Annotated in this window: 18 protein-coding genes; 2 read left to right on the forward strand and 16 right to left on the reverse strand. The window is 73.4% G+C overall.

Annotated elements, in window-relative coordinates:
* Positions 1 to 43: 43 nt before the first annotated feature.
* The 9 genes from F1C76_07645 to F1C76_07685 all read right to left on the reverse strand — a co-directional run bounded on the left by F1C76_07645 (position 44) and on the right by F1C76_07685 (position 10,447).
* Complete coding sequence (locus F1C76_07645; protein QNG36478.1) at positions 44 to 802, reverse strand: ABC transporter ATP-binding protein; 759 nt, start codon at positions 800 to 802, stop codon at positions 44 to 46.
* Entirely contained in the window at positions 799 to 2,682 is a 1,884-nt protein-coding gene (locus F1C76_07650; protein ID QNG36479.1) for a branched-chain amino acid ABC transporter ATP-binding protein/permease, read from the reverse strand. The genes F1C76_07645 and F1C76_07650 overlap by 4 nt, the downstream gene beginning before the upstream one ends.
* Positions 2,679 to 3,545, reverse strand: a complete 867-nt coding sequence (locus tag F1C76_07655) for a branched-chain amino acid ABC transporter permease (protein ID QNG36480.1) — start codon at positions 3,543 to 3,545, stop codon at positions 2,679 to 2,681. Before F1C76_07655 ends, F1C76_07650 begins: the two co-directional genes overlap by 4 nt.
* A 32-nt stretch (positions 3,546 to 3,577) precedes the next feature.
* Positions 3,578 to 4,768, reverse strand: a complete 1,191-nt coding sequence (locus tag F1C76_07660) for an ABC transporter substrate-binding protein (protein ID QNG36481.1) — start codon at positions 4,766 to 4,768, stop codon at positions 3,578 to 3,580.
* A 154-nt stretch (positions 4,769 to 4,922) separates the two neighbouring features.
* Positions 4,923 to 5,750, reverse strand: a complete 828-nt coding sequence (locus F1C76_07665) for an SDR family oxidoreductase (GenBank protein QNG36482.1) — start codon at positions 5,748 to 5,750, stop codon at positions 4,923 to 4,925.
* 198 nt (positions 5,751 to 5,948) lie between these two features.
* A complete protein-coding gene (locus F1C76_07670) occupies positions 5,949 to 6,713 on the reverse strand; it encodes an ester cyclase (GenBank protein ID QNG36483.1) in 765 nt (254 codons plus the stop codon).
* Positions 6,713 to 8,248 (reverse strand): long-chain-fatty-acid--CoA ligase, encoded by a 1,536-nt coding sequence (locus F1C76_07675; protein ID QNG36484.1) that lies wholly within the window; start codon positions 8,246 to 8,248, stop codon positions 6,713 to 6,715. Before F1C76_07675 ends, F1C76_07670 begins: the two co-directional genes overlap by 1 nt.
* Before the next feature lie 3 nt (positions 8,249 to 8,251).
* Positions 8,252 to 9,406, reverse strand: coding sequence for an acyl-CoA dehydrogenase (locus F1C76_07680; protein ID QNG39087.1), 1,155 nt, complete (start codon positions 9,404 to 9,406; stop codon positions 8,252 to 8,254).
* Between the two features lie 237 nt (positions 9,407 to 9,643).
* Positions 9,644 to 10,447: a 3-hydroxyacyl-CoA dehydrogenase family protein gene (locus F1C76_07685; GenBank protein ID QNG39088.1), complete on the reverse strand. Its 804-nt coding sequence runs from the start codon at positions 10,445 to 10,447 to the stop codon at positions 9,644 to 9,646.
* Positions 10,448 to 10,578: 131 nt separating this feature from the next.
* Between F1C76_07685 and F1C76_07690 the strand changes: the two genes are divergently transcribed.
* Positions 10,579 to 11,343, forward strand: a complete 765-nt coding sequence (locus F1C76_07690) for a crotonase/enoyl-CoA hydratase family protein (GenBank protein ID QNG36485.1) — start codon at positions 10,579 to 10,581, stop codon at positions 11,341 to 11,343.
* A 4-nt stretch (positions 11,344 to 11,347) separates the two neighbouring features.
* On the opposite strand, the gene F1C76_07695 is transcribed toward F1C76_07690, so the two are convergent.
* The 7 genes from F1C76_07695 to F1C76_07725 form a co-directional block, all read right to left on the reverse strand.
* Positions 11,348 to 12,004 (reverse strand): TetR/AcrR family transcriptional regulator, encoded by a 657-nt coding sequence (locus F1C76_07695; GenBank protein QNG36486.1) that lies wholly within the window; start codon positions 12,002 to 12,004, stop codon positions 11,348 to 11,350.
* 9 nt (positions 12,005 to 12,013) lie between these two features.
* Positions 12,014 to 12,643 (reverse strand): hypothetical protein, encoded by a 630-nt coding sequence (locus F1C76_07700; GenBank protein ID QNG39089.1) that lies wholly within the window; start codon positions 12,641 to 12,643, stop codon positions 12,014 to 12,016.
* Positions 12,644 to 12,758: 115 nt separating this feature from the next.
* Positions 12,759 to 13,157, reverse strand: coding sequence for a rhodanese-like domain-containing protein (locus F1C76_07705; GenBank protein ID QNG39090.1), 399 nt, complete (start codon positions 13,155 to 13,157; stop codon positions 12,759 to 12,761).
* 44 nt (positions 13,158 to 13,201) lie between these two features.
* Positions 13,202 to 13,792: a cysteine dioxygenase gene (locus tag F1C76_07710; GenBank protein QNG36487.1), complete on the reverse strand. Its 591-nt coding sequence runs from the start codon at positions 13,790 to 13,792 to the stop codon at positions 13,202 to 13,204.
* 219 nt (positions 13,793 to 14,011) lie between these two features.
* Positions 14,012 to 15,226, reverse strand: a complete 1,215-nt coding sequence (locus F1C76_07715) for an MFS transporter (protein QNG36488.1) — start codon at positions 15,224 to 15,226, stop codon at positions 14,012 to 14,014.
* Positions 15,227 to 15,270: 44 nt separating this feature from the next.
* Positions 15,271 to 15,747, reverse strand: coding sequence for a hypothetical protein (locus tag F1C76_07720; protein QNG36489.1), 477 nt, complete (start codon positions 15,745 to 15,747; stop codon positions 15,271 to 15,273).
* Positions 15,748 to 15,809: 62 nt separating this feature from the next.
* Complete coding sequence (locus F1C76_07725; GenBank protein QNG36490.1) at positions 15,810 to 17,624, reverse strand: phosphoenolpyruvate carboxykinase (GTP); 1,815 nt, start codon at positions 17,622 to 17,624, stop codon at positions 15,810 to 15,812.
* Positions 17,625 to 17,869: 245 nt separating this feature from the next.
* On the opposite strand from F1C76_07725, the gene F1C76_07730 reads away from it, so the two are divergent.
* Positions 17,870 to 19,036, forward strand: a complete 1,167-nt coding sequence (locus F1C76_07730) for an NADH:flavin oxidoreductase/NADH oxidase (protein QNG36491.1) — start codon at positions 17,870 to 17,872, stop codon at positions 19,034 to 19,036.
* The last annotated feature ends 1 nt before the right edge of the window (position 19,037 follow it).

Raw genomic sequence — 19,037 nt, forward strand, 5'->3', positions numbered from 1 at the left:
AGTCCTGACAGGAAGGGCGCTCCTCGTCGTGCTGGGGGGTGGGTCAGGCGCCGAGGTAGGCGTCGACCAGGTTGCCGCCGCGCATCTCCTCGGCGGTGCCCTCGAGGACGATCCGGCCCTGGCGGAGCACGAAGGCGCGCTCCACGACCTCCAGGGCCAGGCCGGCGTTCTGCTCGACCAGGACCACGCTCATGCCGCCGGCGGCGATCAGCTCGCGGAGGGCGTCGAACAGCGAGGCCACGATGGCCGGGGCCAGGCCGGTGGAGGGCTCGTCGAGCAGCAGCAGCGACGGGTCGGTCATCAGGGCCCGGCCGAAGGCCAGCATCTGCTGCTCACCGCCGGACATCGAGCCGGCCCGGCGGTCGAGCATCGCCGACAGCGCCGGGAAGAGCTCGAGCACCCGGCTGCGCAGCTCGGCGGCCCGGGCAGCCGGCAGCGCCTGGCCGCCCATGGCCAGGTTGTCCTCCACGCTCATGTCGGCGAACAGCTCGCGGCCGCTGGGCACGTGGCCCACGCCGGCGCGGGTCATCGCGTGGTCGGGCAGCCCGGTGACGTCGCGGCCGAGCAGGGTGACGGTGCCGCCCTGGGGCCGGACGACGCCGGCGATCGCACGCAGCAGGGTGGTCTTGCCGGCCCCGTTGGCGCCCAGGACCCCGACCACCTCGTTGCGGGCCACGCTCAGCGAGACCTCGTGGAGCACCCGGAGGGCGCCGTAGCCGGCGGTGAGGCCGGCGACCTCGAGGGCCGGGCCGGTGCCGGAGGTGTCCCGCTCGCGGGTGGCCCCGCCGCCGAAGAGCTTCACGGGGTCACGTCCTCGGGGACGTCGGCCGAGCCGACACCCAGGCCCACGCCGGAGCCCAGGTAGGCCCGGATCACCTCGGGATGCCGCAGGACCTCGGTGGGTGCGCCGGTGAGAATGGTGGCTCCTCTGTCCATGACGACGATCTCGTCGGCCAGGTCGACGATGGCCTTGATGACGTGCTCGATGCCGGCGACGGCGTCGACCCCGAACGCGGGCATCCGGCGGATGGCGTCCCGGACGACCTCGAGCTCCTCGTCGCTCATCCCGGCCATGACCTCGTCGAGCAGGATCAGCGACGGGCCCAGCGCCAGGGCGCGGCCGAGCTCGACCATCCGGCGGTGCCCGACGGCCAGGGTGTCCGAGGCGTGGAAGCGGATCTCCTCCAGCCCCAGCACCTGCACCACCCAGGCCGCCTGCTCCTGGGCCTGGCCGCGGTGCCGGCCGCCCAGGGCTGCCAGGTACACGTTCTCCCAGACGGTCATCGAGGCGAAGGGCCGCGGGATCTGGAAGGTGCGGGCCAGGCCGCGGCGGGCGAGCCGGTGCGCCGGGGCGCCGCCGACGACGGGCTGGCCGTCGAAGACGATCGAGCCCTTCGACGGGGTGACGACGCCGGCGATCGCGTTGAACAGGGTGGTCTTGCCGGCGCCGTTGGCCCCGATGATGAACACCGTCTGGCCGCGGCGGACGGTGAAGTCGACCTCGCGCAGCGCCTGCACGCCGCCGAAGGTGACCCCCACGTCGCGGCAGACCAGCAGCTCGGCGTCGGTGTCGGCCGGGCTGCGGTGGGCGTGCGCCGCGGTGAGCCGCTTCTCCAGCTCCGCCTCGGTCGGCAGGTCGGTGGTCCCGCGGACGATCTCCCGGCGCAGCCAGCCGACCTTGTTGGCCAGCGAGACGATGCCGCCGGGCAGGAAGACGGTGACCAGCACGATGAGCAGGCCGAACAGGGCCAGCTGGTAGTCGGGGAACGCGCTGGCGAGCTGGTCGCTGACGATCGTCAGCACGACCGCACCGATCAGCGGACCCCACAGCGTGCCGATGCCCCCGGCGAGCACCAGCACGATGACCTGCAGGTCCAGCGCCGGGTTGAACACCGTGGAGGTGTCGATGAAGGCCCGGTTGTAGGCGACCATGCCGCCGACGAGGGCGGGCATCAGGGCGCTGAGCGTGAAGGTGACGACCTTGACCCGGGTGGTGGCCACGCCCATCGCCTCGGCGACCTGCTCGTCGTCCCGCACCGCCATCGCGCGCAGGCCGAACGGCGAGCGGGCCATGAAGGCGTTCACCGCGAAGGCCAGGACGGCGACGCCGGTGATGCCCAGCAGGACCGGCTTCTGGGCGATGACGCCGGGCACGACCAGACCGGTGGAGCCACCGGTCAGCTCCCACTGGGACAGCAGCAGCGAGACGATGTAGGCCAGCCCGAACATGCCGAGGGCGAAGTAGATGCCCTGCAGCCGGAGCATGACCCAGCCGATGGGCACGGCGACGACGGCGCCGCCGATGCCGCCGAGCACCGCGGCCAGGAACCAGGGCACGTCCGCGTGGATGATCAACAGCGCGGTGGCGAACGCCCCGAAGCCGAAGAAGACCACCTGGCCGAAGCTGATGTAGCCGGTGAACCCGCTGATGATGTTGAAGGCGTACGCCAGCGCCACGAACATCGCGACGTCGATCGCCAGCTGGTTCTGCGACAGCGAGCCCAGCAGCCCCCAGGACAGGAACGCCGCGACGAGGACGGCGAGCAGCCCGATCTGGAGGACGTCGCTGCGGGTGGAGGGCAGCCGTCCGCCGGTGTGCCGGGGCCCGCGGGACCGGCTCATCAGCCCGGCGACCAGGGAGCCGCCGGCGGGGCGGTCGGTGGAGGGGGTCGGGTCGGTCATGCCGAGGCCTTCCTCGAGAGCAGCCCGGCAGGCTTGAACAGCATCACCAGGATGAGCATCAGGTAGGGCGCCGCCGCCTGGACCACGGCGCCGAGCTCGTAGCCGGACACCGTCTGGACGACGCCGACCAGGAGCGCGCCGACGGCGGCCCCCTTGTAGTTGCCGAGCCCGCCCAGGGCGATGACCACGAACGCCACGATGGTGAAGTTGGTGGCCGCCTGGGGGGCGATCGGCTGGGTCATCACCAGGAGCATCCCGGCGGCCGCGGCGACGGCCGCACCCACGCTGAAGCCGACGAGCCGGAGCCTGCGGGGGTTGATCCCGCAGGCCCCGGCCCCGAGCGGGCTCTGCGCCTGCGCCCGGAGGCTGGTGCCCGACCGGGTGCGGGTGAGCCAGAACGCGATGCCCAGGGTGATGACCGCGGCGAGCACGACGCCGACGATCAGCGCCAGGGAGAACCGGAGGGGACCCACCACGACCGCCGACTGGAGGAAGTCGATGGTGCGGTAGTCCGAGCCCCAGTACTGCTGGCCGAGGTTGATCAGGATGTAGGACAGGCCGAACGTGGCCATCAGGGTCAGCAGCTCGTGCTGCTTCGCCGTCCCCTTGATCCGCTCGATGACCGCCCACTGCACGAACGCGCCGAGGGCGGCAGCGGCCACCATCACGACCACCAGCCCGAGGAACGGGTTGACCCCGGCGCCGTACAGGCTCCAGACCCCGAGCCCGCCGAGGACGATGAACGCCCCGTGGGCCAGGTTGACGATGCCCATGACACCGAAGACCAGGTTCAGCCCCTGCGCCATGAGCAGGTAGAAGCCACCCAGCAGGATGCCGTTGAGCACCACCTGTACGTACGTCACGACCCGGTCCTCCTCAGCTCACGCGGTGCGGGTCAGTAGGGCAGCTGTGCGGCGACGGCACCCGCCTCGTCGGAGGGGAAGACCACCGCCTGGGCGCCGTCCTGGTACTGGAAGAGGATCGGGGAGTAGCCGGTCTGGACGCCGGTCTCGTCGACGGAGTAGGTGCCGATGACCGTGTCGAACGAGCCGTCGTGGAGCGCGGTGTTGACGGCCTCCTTGTCGGTGCTGCCGGCCTCCTCGATGGCGGCGGCGAGCACCTGGACCGTGGCGTACGCGCCGGCGGCCTGGCTGTTCACCGGGGTGTCGTAGGCCTCGTCGTAGCCCTGCACGAACTCCTCGCTGCCCTCGAAGCCCAGGCTCTCGGAGAACTCGCTGTAGCCGATGGCACGGGCCGACAGCTCACCGAGGGAGTCGGCGAAGGCCGGGTCCGAGGCGGTGGGCGAGGCGATGATCGCGGGGCGGAAGCCGCCCTGGTCCATGGCCCGGGTGAGGCCGATGGAGTCCTGGATCGCGGAGCACTCGACGACGACCTCGGGGTCGCCCTCGGCGATGCGCAGCGCGGTGGAGGAGAAGTCGCTGGTGGAGGCGGCGTACTCGATGCGGTCGACCAGCGTGCCGCCGGCGTCCTCGATGCCGTCCTCGACGCCGTCGCAGATCGCGGAGAAGGCGTCCAGGTCGTTGTTGACCAGCGTGATCCGGGTGTAGCCGTTCTCCGCGGCGAAGGCCGGGACGTCGGCCAGGACGGTGTAGCCCGGGGTGAGACCGGCCATCACGTTCCACTCGGTGCCCTCGAACACCGCCGGGGAGGACGTCTGGCTGTGCGCCATGGGGGTCTGGTACCGCTCGGCGAGCTGCGCGGCCGGGCCGCCGAGGGCGCTGCCGTAGGGGCTGAGCAGGGCGTCGACCTCGTCGGTGCCGAGGAACTCGGTGTAGAGCCGACCGACGACGGCGGCGTCGCTCTGGTCGTCCTGCAGGTCGAGCTCGAGCTGACGGCCGAGCACCCCACCGTCGGCGTTGATCTGGTCCACGGCCAGCTGGTAGCCGTTGGAGACGTTGGTGCCCGAGGAGGCGTAGGCGCCGGTCAGGGAGACGGTGGCCCCGATGGTGATGGGCTCGTCGGACGAGCCGCCCCCTGCGGAGCCGTCGTCGGACCCACCGCCGCACCCCGCGAGGACGGTGGCGGAGACCGCGATGCCGACGGCGACCTTCGTGGACCTGCTCATGGACTGCTCCTGGGGTGCTGGCCCGGCGACGGTGCCGGGTCGGGTGGGGGGTGGGGGCGTGCTGGTGGAGGTGGTCCGAGTCTCTGGGGCGGGCCACCGGGAGGTCAAGGAGTTCTTCGAGTTAAACGTAGTGCACTTCGGTTTCCCGAAACAGTCAGAGACCGGCTGCCGCGACCTCGGCGGCCGAGGGGGAGGCGATCGAGGCGTCGCCGGCGGTCATCCCGCCGTCGACGGGCAGGACCTGGCCGGTGAGGTAGGCCGCGTCGTCGGACAGCAGGAAGGCGATGACCCGGCCGACGTCGTCGGGGGTGCCGAAGCGGCCCATCGGGGTGCGGGCGAGGACGGCGTCGCGGAAGCGGGGCACCGAGAAGGTGCGGCGGGTCATCCCGGTCTCGATGTAGCCGGGGCTGACCGCGTTGACCCGGATGCCCTGCGGGGCCAGCTCGAGGGCAGCGACCCGGGTGAGCATGGCGACCCCGCCCTTGGACGCGGCGTAGGAGGCCACGTTGAGGGTGGCGAAGTGGGCCATCACCGAGGCCAGGTTGACGATCGAGCCGGTCGCACCGCGGGCGAGCAGTTCCCTCGCCAGCAGCTGGGTCATGGTCGTCGTGCCGGTCAGGTTGACCGCGATGACCCGGTCCCACTCGTCGTCGGGCATGTCGGTGAAGGCGACCCGGCTGGCCACGCCGGCGCTGTTCACCAGGCCGTCGACGAGGACCCCGCGCCCGCGCAGGCCGTCGAAGAGCGCCTGCGCCGCGGCCCGGTCGGTGACGTCGACCTCGACCGCCTCGGCCGAGCCGCCGGCGGCGGTGGCCGCCTCGGCGACGGCGGTGGCGCCGTCGAGGTCACGGTCGGCGACGACGACGTGCGCCCCCCGGGCGGCGAGCACCACGACGGCACCGGCACCGATCCCAGACGCTCCCCCGGTCACGAGCACGGTGCGCCCGTCGAGGGACGGCGCGGTCGGGCCGGGCTGGCTCATCGGGGTCTCCTCGTCGTCCGCAGGGTGCTCAGGCGTGGCTCAGGTCCTCCACTGCGGAGCAAGCTAGGTGACCCGGACCACGCCCGTCAACCCTCCTGTTGACAGCCGGCGGGATCGTTCCCGGGCCGTGACCCGAACGTCGGGCACGACGAGGGGCCGGACGACCCGCAGGTCGTCCGGCTCGTCGGAGCGGGGTCGTCAGCGCCGGCTGCGGGACCTCAGCAGGCCGTGCCGGTCGCTGACCACGACGCCGCCGGAGACGACGCCGTCGGCCACCGTGACCAGCCCGGCCAGGCCGAGACGGACCGGTCCCCCGTCGGCCGGCAGCTCGTCGGTGCCCAGGAACTCCCCGGTCTGGGTCGCGGCGAACGCGACCGTGGAGCCGGCGGAGAACAGCTCGGCGACCTCCAGCCCCCGGGGTCGCACCAGCGCAGCCGTCAGCCCGTCGTCCCAGGTCACGCTGTCGAAGCCGGGCTGGGCCGACCCCAGCCAGGCCCGGACGACGTCCTCGGCGGCCGGGTCGGGCGCCGCCGGCTGCGTCGTCCAGGGCGCCACCATCGGCGGGCCCACGGTGTCGGGCACCCCGTCGGCGAGCTGCCGCCGGCGGGCCGCGTAGTCCTCCTGGGTCCAGTTCTCGGTGAGCACCTCGCCGTCCCAGGCGAACAGCGCGACACCGGTCCAGGCCGCCCCGCGCAGGTCGTGCCGCACCGAGGCGCCGTGCTCGGTGAAGTGCAGCGCGAGCCGGTCCTCGGTGAGCACCAGGGAGTGCACCGTCAGCTGCAGGCCGGGGAACTGCTCGAGCTGGCCGACCGTGGCCGGGGTGTAGGCCCCGAGCCCGTCGAGCTCGACGTCCCCGATGTGCACCTGGTAGCCCGGCGCCATGATCTGCGGCGGCACCGTGGCATCGGCCCGGTCCAGCCAGTCGATCGTGAACCGCTGGGCCAGTCTCGCGAGGTCGTGCATCAGTTCACCTTCCGGGTGGAGCCGACCCAGAACGGCTCGCGCAGCACCTTCTTGAGCACCTTGCCCGAGGCGTTGCGCGGGAGTTCGTCGGCGAAGTCGATGCTGGTCGGGCACTTGTAGTGCGCCAGCCGGTCACGGACGAAGGCAATCAGGTCCGGCGCCGTCACCCCGGCCCCGGGACGGCGGACGACGACGGCCTTCACCGTCTCGCCCCACCGGTCCGACGGGACGCCGATGACCGCGGCCTCCAGGACGTCGGGGTGGGCGTAGAGCACGTTCTCCACCTCGGCCGGGTACACGTTCTCCCCGCCGGACACGACCATGTCCTTGATCCGGTCGTGCATGTAGAGGTAGCCCTCGCCGTCGAGGTAGGCGGCGTCGCCGGTGCGCAGCCAGCCACCCTCGACCAGGGTCTCGGCGGTCAGCCCGGGCTGCCCCCAGTAGCCGACGGTGTTCTGGCCCGAGCGGACCCAGATCTCCCCGACCCCGCCGACCGGGGCGTCCTCGCCGGTCGCCGGGTCGACGACCCGCAGGTCCAGCCAGGGCAGCGGCCGGCCCACCGAGCGGAGCAGGTGGGCGCGGGGGCCGCCCGGGTCGTGGTCCTCCGGGGCGAGCGAGACCACGGTCCCGGCGGTCTCGGTCATCCCGTAGACGCCCATGAAGTCGCAGCCGAACAGGGCGATCGCCTTGAGCAGCTGGGTCTCCCCCATCGGGGCCGCGCCGTAGGCGATCCGCTGCAGGCTCGAGGTGTCGGTGCCCTCCAGCGCCGGGCTCTCGGCCAGCATCTGCACGACGGCGGGCACCAGGAAGGTGTGCGTCACCCGGTGCCGCTCGATCAGCCCCAGCACGGCCGCCGGGTCCATGTCGCGGACCAGCACGGTGTGCCCACCCTGACCCAGTGCGGTGAGGCTGTAGCCGGTGCCGCCGATGTGGAACAGCGGCGAGGGCACCAGGTTCACCGTGTCCGGGCCCATGCCGTAGAACTCCCGGCCCATCCGCGGCGTCCACATCAGGTTCGCCGAGGTGAGCATGGCGCCCTTGGGGTTGCCCGTGGTCCCGGAGCTGTAGAGCTGCAGGACGACGTCGTCCGGGTCGGGCTCGTACCCGGGGTCGGCGTCGTCGTCGCCCAGCCAGGCCTCGTACTCCTCCCCCAGCTGCACGACCGTCGGACCGTCGGCGGGCAGCAGGTCCGCGAACTCCGGGTCGACGACGACCACGCGGGGTGCGGCGTCGGCGACGATCGCGGCCACCTCGGGTGCGGCGAGCCGGAAGTTCAGCCCCACGGTGACCGCACCGAGCTTGGCGGCACCGAACACGACCTCGTAGAACGTCGGGGCGTTCTTGTCCAGCACGCCGACCCGGTCACCGGGGGTGACCCCGGCGGCCTGCAGCGCCCGGGCGACCCGGGAGCTGCGGGCGTGGAGCTCGCCGAAGGTGCGGGTGGTGTCCCCCAGGGTGACCGCGGGGGCCTCGGCGCGGGTGGCGCCGAGCTCCCGGACCAGCCCCGCCAGCGTCGTCGCCGTCGGCACGCTCATGCCTCAGTAGCTCTTGGGCAGGCCCAGGCTGTGCTGGGCGACGTGGTTGAGGACCATCTCGCGGCTCACCGGGGCCGTCTTGAACATCCGCGCGACGAACCACAGGTCGGCCAGGCCGTACTCGTAGCTCAGCCCGTTGCCGCCGTGCACCTGGATGGCCTGGTCGAGGGCCTTCACCGCGGCGTCACCGGCGGCGAACTTGGCGATGTTGGAGGCCTCGGCGGCGTCCAGCCCGGCGTCGGACATCTCGGCGGCGCGCATGGTCATCAGCCGGGCGAGCTCGACGGCGATGTAGGACTCGGCCAGCGGGTGGGCCACGCCCTGGTGCGCCCCGATCGGGGTCTTCCAGACGGTGCGCTCGTTGGCGTACTGCGCACCCTTGGCCAGGGCGTACCGGGCGATGCCGTTGGCCATGCAGGCCGCGGCGACGCGCTCGGGGTTCAGCCCGGCGAAGACCTGCTTGAGCCCCTCGCCCTCGGTGCCGACCAGGCCGGCGCGCTCCACCGGGACGTCGTCGAAGAACGTCATGAACTGCTTCTCGGGCAGCTGCAGCGCCGAGTCCAGCTGCTGGAAGGTCAGCCCGGGGGCATCGGTGTCGCAGATGAACAGCGACAGCGTGTGCCGGCCGTCGGGACCGGGCTCGGCGTCGCGGGCCACCACCAGCAGCGCCTGGCACTCGTCCACGCCCGAGGTCCAGTACTTCTGACCGCGCAGCCGCCAGCCGCCGTCGCCGTCCTTGTGCGCGGTGGTGGTGATCTTGTGGGTGTTGGAGCCGGCGTCGGGCTCGGTGATGGCGAAGGCCATCCGGAACGTGCCGTCGGCGATCCCGGGCAGGTACTTCTGCTTCTGCTCGGGCGTGCCGTGCGCGGTGAGCACGGTGCCGGCGATGGCCGGGCTGATCACGACCATGAACATCGGGCAGCCCTGGCTGGCCATCTCCTCGATGACCACCGCCAGGTCGGCCAGCCCGCCGCCCCCGCCGCCGTACTCCTCGGGCAGGTGGACGCCGAGGAACCCGGCCTTGCCCATGTCCGACCAGAGCGCGTCGGCCTTCTCGCCCTTGCCGACGACCTCCTGGAAGTAGGACCGGCCGTAGCTGCCGACGAGCTGCCCGACGGCCTCGCGGAGGTCCCGGCGCTCCTGGGTGGTGTCGCTGATCCGCGAGCCCTTGCCGGGCAGACCGACCGGGGTTCCGTTCACGGGGTGCTCCTCTGTTGGTTCGTCAACGCTGCCGTTGACGGTAGGGAGTGGCCTGGGCCACGTCAAGCGATGACATCGCGGTCCTCCGGACCGCACCGCACCAGGTGCCGGGTGGCGTGCGCCGAGCGGGACGGCCACTCCTGGTCGGGAGACCCTGCGGGCCCCCGCGCCTGCGGAGCGGCGGCGCTCCGCGCATCACCAGTCGTAGAAGCCCCGGCCGGACTTCACGCCCAGCTCGCCGGCGGCGACCTTGTCCACGAGCAGCTGCGGCGGGGCGAACTGCGGGCCCAGCGCGTTCTCCAGGTTGCGGGCGATGTGCAGCCGGACGTCGAGGCCCACGATGTCGGTGAGCCGCAGCGGACCGACCGGGTGCCGGTAGGCCAGCTGGATCGCGCGGTCGATGTCGGCGGGCTCGCCGACGCCCTGCTCGACCATCCGGATGGCCTCCAGCGCGGCGACGACGTCCAGCCGGCTGGTGGCGAAGCCCGGGGCGTCGGCGACGACGGCGGACTCCTTCCCGATGCCGGCCACCGCGGCCAGCGCCGTCTCCAGCGTGGCGGGGCTGGTGCGCGCGCCGCGGACCACCTCGACCACCGGGATGGACCAGACCGGGTTGAAGAAGTGCAGGCCGAGGAAGTCCTCGGGCCGGGCCAGGTCGGCGGCCAGGGTGTCGATGGACAGCGCACTGGTGTTGCTGGCCAGCACCGCGGGCCGGCGGGCCTCGCAGGCGGCCAGCACCCGGCGCTTGAGGTCCAGGTCCTCCGGCACGGTCTCCACGACCAGGTCCAGGCCCTCGGGCAGCCGGTCGGCCGAGGTCACGTGCTCGATCGCGGCGTCGAGGCCGGCGGCGGTCTCCTCCGACAGCTTGCCGCGGCGGACCCCGGCGGCCGCGGCATCGGCGATCTCCCGGCGGACCGCGGCCATCCGGTCGGCGTCGGGCTCGACCACCGTCGTCCGGGCCCCGGTGACGGCGAAGACGTAGGCGATGCCCACCCCCATCGTCCCGGCGCCGACGACGCCCACCCCCTGCTGCGCTGCCACCTGGTCCTCCTCGTCGAGCCCTGGCTGTACCGTCGCGTCAACGTACACGTTGACGCCGCCCCCGGGCAGCGTCCTCGAGGAGGTCTGCGATGAGCGAGACGGTCCGCGTCGACCGGCACGGCCCGGTGCTGGTGATCACACTGGACCGGCCTGCCAAGCGCAACGCGGTGGACGGCGCGATGGCCCGCTCGCTGGCCGCCGCCGTCGACTCCCTCGACGCCGACCCCACGCTCACCGTCGGCGTGCTCACCGGCGCCGGGGGCACCTTCTGCGCCGGGATGGACCTGGGGGCGTTCCTCACCGGCGACCTCCCCGAGCTGCCCGGTCGGGGCTTCGGCGGCATCACCCGCACCCCGCCGGCCACCCCGCTCATCGCCGCCGTCGAGGGCTACGCGCTGGCCGGGGGCTGCGAGCTGGTGCTGGCCTGCGACCTGGTGGTCGCCGCCGAGGACGCGGTGTTCGGCATCCCCGAGGTCACCCGCGGGCTGTTCGCCGGCGCCGGGGGCCTGATCCGGCTCCCGAAGCGCATCCCGCCGGCCATCGCGCTGGAGCACGCGCTCACCGGCGACCCGCTGCCGGCCACCGAGGCCGCCCGCTGGGGGCTGGTCAACCGGCTCACCGCCCCGGGCGGCGCACTCGAGGGCGCGCTGGACCTGGCCGGCCGGATCGCCCGCAACGGACCGCTGGCCGTCCGGGTCACCAAGCAGGTCGTGCAGACCTCGCCGGACTGGCCGGTCGAGGAGCTGTGGGACCGCCAGCAGGTGCTGCTGGACCAGGTGCTGGCCTCCGCCGACGCCCGCGAGGGCGCCCGGGCCTTCGCCGAGAAGCGCCCGCCGGAGTGGACCGGGAACTGAGCCCTCAGCGGGCGCGGAGCCCGTCCAGCACCACGTCGGCGTAGGCCCGGCCGATGGTCGCGGCGTCCACGTCGGACTTCGTCGGGTTGAACCAGCGGTTGGTCCAGCCGACCATGCCGATCAGCCCGTAGGCCAGCACCCACGGCTCGGCCACCGGGCGGACGGTGCCCTCGGCGATGCCCGCGGTGATGATGTCGACCACGCACTCCTGGTAGGCCCGGTTGAGTTCACGCATCTCGTGCGACCACTCGCTGCGCTTCTCCCCGACGTGGCTCAGGTTCTCCTGGATGAACACGTAGAGGAAGGGATAGGACGCCGCGTAGGAGTCCATCAGCTCGGTGACCAGGCGGGCCAGCTTGTCCGGAGCCTCGCCCGCGCCGTCCCGGATGGCCTGCGCCCGGGCGACGTTGGCCCGCACCGCGTCGCTGACCACCTCGTCGAACAGCTCTTCCTTGCTGCCCACGTAGTAGTAGAGCGTCGCGCGGTCGGTGTTCATCGCCTCGGCGATCTGGCCGATGCTGGTGCCCCGGAAGCCGTGCGTCTTGAACAGCCCCGCGGCCGCGGCGATGATCTCGTCGCGCCGCTCCTTGTAGGCGGTCCGCGCCTCACCCTGCGCGGCGGCGCGCCGCCGGCCGATGGCGCTGGGCTGGTCCTCGGTCATCCCCGGACCCTATGTGCTCGTCGCCCGGTCACCAGGCTCCACCAGGTGCACACGCACCGCGCGCAGCTGGGCCGCGGCCTCGAGCAGCACGACCTTGGTGGGCTCCCCGACGTCCAGCGGGTCGGTGCGGGGCAGGGCCGCGACCGGGGCCAGCCGGGGGTCGGCGAGCACCTCGGCGACCAGCCCGCGGTCGCCCCCGGTGGCCAGGGCCGCACAGCCGGCGGCGTGCGGCAGCAGGACCCGGACGGCGGTCTCCACCGCGTGGTCGACGACGGCGTCGGTCTGGTTGCCGCGCCGGCGGGCGAACCGCTGCTGGGACCACCCACCGGCCGCGGTGCGCCCCTGCACCTGGCGGGCGTCGACCTTGGAGACCACGAGCGTGGTCCCGTCGAAGACCCCCACCGCCCACCGGCCCCGGCGCACCAGGAGGACGGCGGCCCGGTGGGGGCGCTGGGCCTGGGTGGTCAGCGCGGTCAGCGGTGCCGGCCCGGGCTCCCAGGGGAAGGGCGGCCGCAGGGTCAGCGTGGTGCTGTCCGCGCAGGTCACCCGCACGTGCTGGCCGGCCACCAGCACCTCGGTGAACGCGCCGTGCCGGTCGGCGACCCCGTCGAGCCACCGGCCCAGCCGCTCCGGGGCGATGCCCAGGTCCCGGCCCCCGCCGGCGGCCGGGCGGGGGCGGGTCACCTGCTCATGCAAGCACGACCGGCCCGCGGGGACGCCCCTCCGTCGAGCGTCCCCACGAGCCGGTCGCGGGTCAGTGGGTCGGGCCGCCGAGCGGGGCGCCGGCGTCGGTGCCCAGCACGTGCGGCAGCCCGGCGGCCACCCAGTCGTGGAACCCGCCGATGACGTCGGTGGCGCTGGTCAGGCCGATCGACCGCAGGGCGTCGGCGGCCAGGCTGGAGGTGTAGCCCTCCGAGCACAGCACCAGGACGTCGACGTCGTACCCGGTGGCCTCGGGCAGCCGGGCGTCGCTCGTCGGGTCGAAGCGCCACTCGAGGACGTTGCGCTCCACGACGGTCGCGCCGGGCACCCAGCCCTCCCGGGCGCGCTGGGCGGCCGGGCGGATGTCGACCAGGTGGCCGCCGGCGGCCCAGCGGGCGGCGGCCTCGGCGGGGGTGACCCGGGTGATCCGGGAGCGGGCGTCGGCGAGCAGGTCGTCGATGGAGCGGGCGCCGGCCGGGCGCTGGAGGAGGCTGGTCACCAGTCCACCCCGGCACGCTCGGTGCTGACCCGGACCAGGCCCGCGGGGTCGACCCGGTAGGTGTTCATCAGGGTCAGCCGCGGGCTGTAGACGTGCACGCTCACCGCGGGCTCGTGCAGCGTGTTGACCACCTGGTGCACGTAGTGCGGCCCGAAGAACCGGACCCGTCCGGCGGCGAGGTCCGCCGTGCTCTGGTGCGGGGCCCGGCCGTCACGCCCGGCGACCACCCGCTCGGTCAGCGTGCCGCGGGCGACGGCGAAGGCCCCCGAGGAGGCGCCGTGGTCGTGCAGCGGGGTGCCCTGTCCGGGCAGCCAGGACAGCAGCCAGACCTGGGACTCGGCGAGCTCGGGGTGCAGGGAGGGGTCCAGCGCGGGCGCGAGGTCGGCGGTGGGGAGCAGGTGGGTCCACCGGCTCTCCTCGCGGTACTCGACGAGGTGCGACCACAGGTCGGTGCGCACGGCCAGGGCGACGGCGAGCGCGGCCTGACCGGCCGGGCGGGTGGCCTCGGTGGCCTGGCCGGCGCGGCCGACGGGGCCGGTGGAGCGGGAGGTGGACAGGGCGGAGCTGGACAGCACGGTGCTGGTCACGGGTTCCTCACGGGACGTGGGCGCGGCGGCTCTCAGAGGCCGCCGACGGGGGCTGGTGCGGGCGCGGGGGGATCAGCGACCCGGACACAGCGCGCTGGCCGTACGCAGCAGGTCCACGGTGGACCTGCGGTGCAGCAGCAGCGAGTACGTCACGGCCTCATCACACCAGGCGACCCCGACACCCGTCAATCCCGATCAGATTGGTGGGGTTCGGCCCGGTCAGCGCGCGAGAGCCGGCTCGGCCACGTGCTCGGCCGGCACCACGAGCAGCTTCTGGCACACCCCGACAGCGGCGGCGGCCAGCACCGCGGCGCCCAGCGCCACCCCGAACGCGGCGTTCGCCCCGGCGTCGTCGGCCACCTTGCCCGCGGCCGAGGCGCCGATCGCGACCCCCAGGGCGAGCGCGGTGCCGATCCAGGTGAAGGCCTCGGTGACGCAGACCCGCGGCACCAGCACCTCGGCCAGCGTGAAGGCGCTGATCAGCGCCGGGGACACCGCGAAGCCGGACACCACGACGAACGGGAGGATCACCCAGAGGTCGTCGACCACCAGCAGCGGCAGGCTCAGCACGGGGAAGGCGACCAGCACCAGGAGCAGCCGGCGGCGGACCGGGGACCGGAAGTGCAGCAGCCCCCAGCCGATGCCCGAGGCCATCGAGCCCACGGCCAGGGCCGCGATGAGCAGGCCGGAGTACGACTTGGCCCCGACCTGGTCGGCGAAGGCGACGAGCGCGATCTCCAGGGTGCCCAGGATCGTGCCGACGGCCAGCCCGACGACGAACAGCACCCGCAGGCCCGCCGTCCGCATCGCCGAGGGGCCCTGCCGGCTGGCGTGCCCGTGCGCGGGCGGCTGCGTCCTGCCCTGCGCGGCGAACAGCAGGCTGCCCACGACCGCCAGGGAGAAGGCGGTGACCACGCCGGAGGTGGTGTGCCCGGTGGTGGACAGGAAGGTCACCAGCACCGGCCCGACGATGAAGACGAACTCGTCGACCACCGACTCCATGGCCAGCGCGGTGGGCAGTCGCGGCGTCCCGCGCAGCAGGTGGGTCCAGCGCACCCGGATCATCGACCCGACCGGCGGGATGGCGGCCCCGGCGACGGCCACGGACGCGAACGTCGTCCACAGCGGCCAGCCCTCGCGGACCGAGAACAGGAAGAGGAAGCCGGCCACGATGAAGGCCAGCAGCACCGGCAGCAGCACCCGGCGCTGGCCCAGGGTGTCGGCCAGCCGCCCGAGCACCGGGCCGCTGATCGCGGTGGCCACCGCACCGACCGCGGCCACCCCGCCACCCAGGGCGTAGGAGCCGGTGTAGTCCTGCACCAGCAGCACGCTGCCCAGCCCGATCATCGACAGCGGGAGCCGTCCGATGAACGCCGCAGCCACCATCGGGAGGGCGTGCGGGGTGCGCAGCACGTGCAGGTACGGGTTCGGCACGGGGAGAGGGCCTCCGAGGGGCGGGGTGGGGAGGGACGGGCGGGTCAGCCCTGCGGCGGGCTCCAGGCCTGCGGCGAGCTCTGCGGGACGGCGGTGAACCCGTCGTCCTCCCGGCCGTCGTCGCCCTTGGCCCGGCGCACCCGGCGCCCCTGGGGGACCAGCGCCAGCACGACCAGCAGCGCACCGATGACGGCCGCCGTCCCGGTGTAGACCAGCTGGTCCAGGCCGCGGCTCAGGTCGCCGTCGCCCACGTCGGGCAGCACCCGGGCGACGTCCTGCACCGTGAGGACGACGCCGGCGATCAGCAGCGCACCGCCGAGGAACGGGCTGACCGGGGAGACCCGGCGGGACGCGGCGAGCAGCCCGAACAGCACACCGCCGACCAGCACCCAGGCCAGCCCGGTGCTGCTGGGGTCCCGGGTCGTGGCGGCCAGGCCCAGCTGGCCCACCCCGACGGCGGTGACGGCCAGTGCCGCAGCAGTGAGCACGAGCCCGACGACGATCCCCAGCAGGTGCCTCATGCCCCCGACGCTAACCGCTGGAGCTGGGGGACCCGGTCAGCCGCTCCGGATCCCCCCTCCCGTCAGGCCAGCCGGCTCTTGAGGATCTCCAGCTCGTCCCACATGGTCGTCGGCAGCTTGTCGCCGAACTTCTCGAACCACTCGGTGATCTGCGGGACCTCGGCCTGCCACTCCTCGGACTTCACCGCCAGCGCAGCCTCGACCTGCTCGTCGGTCATCCCGAGGCCCTCGACGTCCAGCGAGCGGGCGGTCGGCACGTGGCCCACGGCGGTCTCGACGGCCGACGCGGTGCCCTCCAGGCGCTCGACGACCCACTTGAGCACCCGGGAGTTCTCCCCGAAGCCCGGCCACAGGAAGCCGCCCTCGTCGTCCCGGCGGAACCAGTTGACGTAGAAGATCTTCGGCAGCTTGGTGGCGTCGGCGCCCTTGCCGGTCTCCACCCAGTGGTTGACGTAGTCACCGGCGTTGTAGCCGATGAACGGCAGCATGGCGAAGGGGTCGCGGCGGACGACGCCGACGGCCCCGGTGGCCGCAGCGGTGGTCTCCGAGGACAGCGTGGCCCCCATGAAGACGCCGTGGTTCCAGTCCCGCGCCTCGCTGACCAGCGGGATCGTGGTCTTGCGGCGTCCGCCGAAGAGGATCGCCGAGATCGGCACGCCCTTCGGGTCGTCGTACTCCGGCGCGAGGATCGGGCACTGGGTGATCGGGGTGCAGAACCGGCTGTTCGGGTGGCTGCTGGGCTCGCCTGCGTCCGGCGTCCAGTCCCGGCCCTTCCAGTCGGTGAGGTGCGCCGGGGGCTCCTCGGTCATCCCCTCCCACCAGATGTCGCCGTCGTCGGTGAGCGCGACGTTGGTGAACACCGAGTTGCCCTGGTCGATGGTGCGCATCGCGTTGGGGTTGGTGTCCCAGCCGGTGCCCGGCGCGACGCCGAACAGGCCGAACTCGGGGTTGAGGGCGTAGAGCCGGCCGTCCTCACCGAACCGCATCCAGGCGATGTCGTCGCCGAGGGTCTCGACCTTCCAGCCCGGGATGGTGGGCTCGAGCATCGCCAGGTTGGTCTTGCCGCACGCCGAGGGGAACGCCGCGGCGATGTAGTGCACGACGCCCTCGGGGTTGGTCAGCTTGAGGATGAGCATGTGCTCGGCCAGCCAGCCCTCGTCGCGGGCCATGACCGAGGCGATCCGCAGCGAGTAGCACTTCTTGCCCAGCAGGGCGTTGCCGCCGTAGCCCGAGCCGTAGGACCAGATCATCCGCTCCTCGGGGAACTGGACGATGTACTTGGTCTCGCTGCACGGCCACGCGACGTCGGCCTGGCCCTCGGCCAGCGGGGCGCCCAGGGAGTGCATGGCGGGCACGAACGGGCGGTCGGTGCCCATGGCCTGCAGGGCGGCGGTGCCGATCCGGGCCATCACGCGCATGGAGACCACGACGTACTCGGAGTCGGTGAGCTCGACGCCGAACATCGGCGCCTCGGCCTCGATCGGGCCCATGCAGAACGGGATGACGTACATCGTCCGACCGCGCATGCACCCCCGGTACAGCTCGGTCATGACGGCCTTCATCTCGGCCGGTTCCATCCAGTTGTTGGTGGGACCGGCGTCGGCCTCGTCGACCGAGCAGATGTAGGTGCGGTCCTCGACCCGGGCGACGTCACTGGGGTCGGACTGGGCCAGGAAGGAGTTCGGCTTCGCGGTGAGGCGGGTGAAGGTGCCGGCGGCCACGAGGGACTCGGTGAGCCGGGTCCACTCCTCGTCGCTGCCGTCGACCCAGACCACCTGGTCGGGCGTGGTCAGCTCAGCCATCTCCGCCACCCAGGCCAGCAGCTGCGCGTGCTCGGTGGGGGCGTTCTCGATGCCGGGTGTGGCCACGGACGTCACAGGCGTCTCCATCCTGGTGAACGCCTGGTGCGGGTCTCACACCGGCGCTGGTGCAATCGACTTGGCTCCCCCGGCGACCTCGTCGTCCCCAGGGGATCTGGGAAGGCTAGCGCCGCCGGAGGGGGTCCAACACCCTGAGATCTATGACGTACATGACGTCTACCCGCCGGTAGGACGTCTCGGACGTCTCCCGCTGTGACGAGGTCGTCGGAAGAGCCCCCGTCCGGGGTCCGTTCGGCCCTGGTGTGAGCGCACCCACCCTGTCCACGCCCCTCGTCCTGCGCGGGGTGACGCTGCCCAACCGGCTCGTCGTCGCCCCCATGTGCCAGTACTCCGTGGTCGAGGGCGTGGTCGGGGACCACCACCTGGTCCACCTCGGCCGGTTCGCCCTGGGCGGCTTCGGCACCGTCGTCGTGGAGGCCACCGCGGTCACCCGGGACGGCCGGATCAGCCACGGCGACGTGGGGCTCTGGGACGACGGACAGGTCGCCGGGCTCGCCCGGGTCGCCGCCTTCCTGCGCGAGCACGGCGCCGTCCCGGCCGTGCAGCTCGCGCACGCCGGCGGCAAGGCCTCCAGCCACCGCCCCTGGGACGGCGAGGGCCCGGTCACCGCCGCCGACGCGCTGCCCGGCGAGGAGCCGTGGCAGACGGTCGGGCCCAGCGAGGTGCCCCTGGGCGAGGGCTGGCCGACCCCGCACGCGCTGACCACCGACGAGCTCGCCGCCCTGGTGCAGGACTGGGTCGCGGCCACCCACCGCGCCGAGCAGGCCGGGTTCGACGTGGTCGAGGTGCACGCCGCACACGGCTACCTGCTCAACGAGTTCCTGTCGCCGCTGACCAACACCCGCACCGACGGCTACGGGGGCTCGCTGGAGGCCCGGATGCGCTTCCCGCTGGAGGTCGTGGCCGCCGTCCGTGCCGCCTGGCCTGCGGACAAGCCGCTGCTGGTGCGGGTGTCCTCGGTGGACGGGGCGGCCGACGGCACGACGATCGAGGACACGGTGGCCTTCGCCCGCGAGCTGGCCGCCCTCGGCGTCGACGCGGTGGACGCCTCGGGCGGTGGCATCGGCGGCGGGTGGCAGCACCCGATCGGCTACGGCTACCAGGTGCCGTTCGCGGCGGCGATCAAGGAGGGCTCCGGGCTGCCCACCATGGCGGTCGGGATCATCACCGAGCCGGCCCAGGCCGAGGCCGTGCTGGCCACCGGGCAGGCCGACCTCGTCGCGCTCGCCCGCGCCGCGCAGGACGACCCGAACTGGCCGCTGCACGCCGCCCGCGAGCTGTCCGGCGGCTCCTACGACGCGTGGCCGGTGCAGTCCGGCCCGCGGCTGGCCTCCCGGGACCGGCTGCTCGGCTCGATCGGCCCGTGGACCGGCCCGGACCCGGTGCAGCTGGCCCCGCCGCGCAGCTGAC

It is taken from the genome of Geodermatophilaceae bacterium NBWT11 (assembly GCA_014218215.1).
Taxonomy (GTDB): Bacteria; Actinomycetota; Actinomycetes; order Mycobacteriales; family Geodermatophilaceae; genus Klenkia.

What these genes read in the sequence shown, in the direction of transcription:
- F1C76_07650 (QNG36479.1), bottom strand. Translation starts at nt 2,682, where the DNA reads ATGACCGACCCGACCCCCTCCACCGACCGCCCCGCCGGCGGCTCCCTG.
- F1C76_07660 (QNG36481.1), bottom strand. Translation starts at nt 4,768, where the DNA reads ATGAGCAGGTCCACGAAGGTCGCCGTCGGCATCGCGGTCTCCGCCACC.
- F1C76_07665 (QNG36482.1), bottom strand. Translation starts at nt 5,750, where the DNA reads ATGAGCCAGCCCGGCCCGACCGCGCCGTCCCTCGACGGGCGCACCGTG.
- F1C76_07670 (QNG36483.1), bottom strand. Translation starts at nt 6,713, where the DNA reads ATGCACGACCTCGCGAGACTGGCCCAGCGGTTCACGATCGACTGGCTG.
- F1C76_07675 (QNG36484.1), bottom strand. Translation starts at nt 8,248, where the DNA reads ATGAGCGTGCCGACGGCGACGACGCTGGCGGGGCTGGTCCGGGAGCTC.
- F1C76_07685 (QNG39088.1), bottom strand. Translation starts at nt 10,447, where the DNA reads ATGGGGGTGGGCATCGCCTACGTCTTCGCCGTCACCGGGGCCCGGACG.
- F1C76_07690 (QNG36485.1), top strand. Translation starts at nt 10,579, where the DNA reads ATGAGCGAGACGGTCCGCGTCGACCGGCACGGCCCGGTGCTGGTGATC.
- F1C76_07695 (QNG36486.1), bottom strand. Translation starts at nt 12,004, where the DNA reads ATGACCGAGGACCAGCCCAGCGCCATCGGCCGGCGGCGCGCCGCCGCG.
- F1C76_07720 (QNG36489.1), bottom strand. Translation starts at nt 15,747, where the DNA reads ATGAGGCACCTGCTGGGGATCGTCGTCGGGCTCGTGCTCACTGCTGCG.